The organism is Arthrobacter sp. MDT2-34-1 (assembly GCF_059091365.1).
In genome coordinates this window covers 1-1,594 of record NZ_JBNHGO010000028.1, presented here as the reverse complement: position 1 = coordinate 1,594, position 1,594 = coordinate 1, and the positions used below count along the sequence as shown (strand labels likewise).

2 protein-coding genes are annotated in these 1,594 nt (G+C 65.7%); one reads left to right on the top strand and one right to left on the bottom strand.

Annotation, left to right across the window (positions count from 1 at the left end):
* On the bottom strand, positions 1-609 hold a 609-nt coding region (locus tag AC5RVV_RS17320), incomplete at its 3' end, for an MFS transporter (protein WP_494002599.1).
* Between the two features lie 144 nt (positions 610-753).
* Here AC5RVV_RS17320 and AC5RVV_RS17315 point away from each other — a divergent pair.
* On the top strand, positions 754-1,594 hold an 841-nt coding region (locus tag AC5RVV_RS17315; protein WP_494002598.1), incomplete at its 3' end, for an alpha/beta fold hydrolase.

Sequence of the window (1,594 nt, the reverse complement as noted above, 5' to 3'; positions counted from 1 at the left end):
CAGCGACACCACAATGGCGCCGATGGCGAAGCCGAGATAGCTGCCCAGGTCCAGGATGCTGGTGAGGAATCCGCGGCGCTTGTCCGGGGAGTACTCGCTCACGAAGGTGGTGGCGCCGGCGTACTCGCCGCCGGTGGAGAAGCCCTGGATGATCTTCATCAGCACCAGCAGCAGCGGCGCCCAGAATCCGATCTGCGCATATCCCGGCAGCAGGCCGATGGCGAAGGTAGACACCGACATCAGAATCAGCGTCCAGGCGAGGGTCTTCTGCCGCCCGATCTTGTCTCCGAGGTGGCCAAAGATGACGCCGCCGAGCGGGCGGAAGATGAAGGTGACGGCGAAGGTGCCGAGGACGAACATCAGCTGCACGGCCGCATCCGCCTCGGGGAGGAAAACGGCACCCATGACCAGCGTCAGGTAGCCGAAGACGCCGACGTCGTACCATTCCATCGTGTTGCCGACGACAGTGCCGCCGACAGCCTTCTTCAGCATCGGCTTTTCGACGACGTTGACATCGTCAACGCACAGTTTCCGGCGCCGGATCTTCAGCAGATTCGCGGCCTGGGCGGGCGGACGGGTGGGAACGGAAGGATGGACGTCTCTCGGCATTTGGGCCTTCTTTCATAGAGGTCATTTGCTGTGACTAGCCGTGCATCCGGCGCCCCGGAAATACCGGATCCGCCAAACAAGCGTTATATATTACAAGCTTGCTGATCAGTTTCCAAAAGCAACGGACCGCTTAGACTGACCTCCATGACGGAACATCCGGTCCTGCTCATCCCCGGCTGGGCCTGCCCCGCCTGCTACTGGGAACCCGTCGCCGGCCGGCTGCGGGCGCTGGGGCACCAGGTGGAGCCCGTCACGCTCCCGGGTTACGGACCCGAGTCACCGCTGCCGGATAGCTTCGGGTGGACGGTTTCCGAAGCAGCCGAATGGCTCGCGGCAGAAGTACGACGCCGACAGCCCGGACTGGGTGCCGCAACTCCGGTTGGGCAGGCAGTTCCGTTCCACCTGGTGGGCCACTCGCTCGGCGGCAGCATCGGCGCGACGCTCGCCGCAGCGCACCCGAAACTCGTGGCCACGCTGACGCTGGTGGGGATGGTGCCCGTGCCGCCGGCCCCGGCTGTGCGCACGCGCCTGGCGGAGCTGTTCCTGACCGAACTGTTTCTTTCCGACCCTGTTATTTCCGGCCCTGTCGCTTCAGCACAGGTCGATCCGCAGGCGGCCGAACAGTGCCTGCACAGCTGGTACGGAAGCATCCCCCAGGAGCACCGCGCCATGCTGGAGGCGCCGTTCAAGCTGCCCGCCAGCGTCGTACTGGCAAGTCTGCGGGCCGGCCTGGAGGGCGCGGCGCCGGAGGTTCCAGACCGCATCGTTGCGCCCACCCAGGTGATCGTCGGTGCCGGCGACGGCACGCGGCCGCCGTCGGCGGTGGACGATTTCCTGACCCGGCATCCAGGCTGGCGGGCCATCGTGGTTCCGGGTGCGGGGCACATGGTCCACTGGGAGGCGCCGGAGCAGTGCGCCGCGGCGATCCACACCCTCATCACTACCCCCGCGAAACCTCAGTTCTTGCGGGAAAAGCACTCAAAAA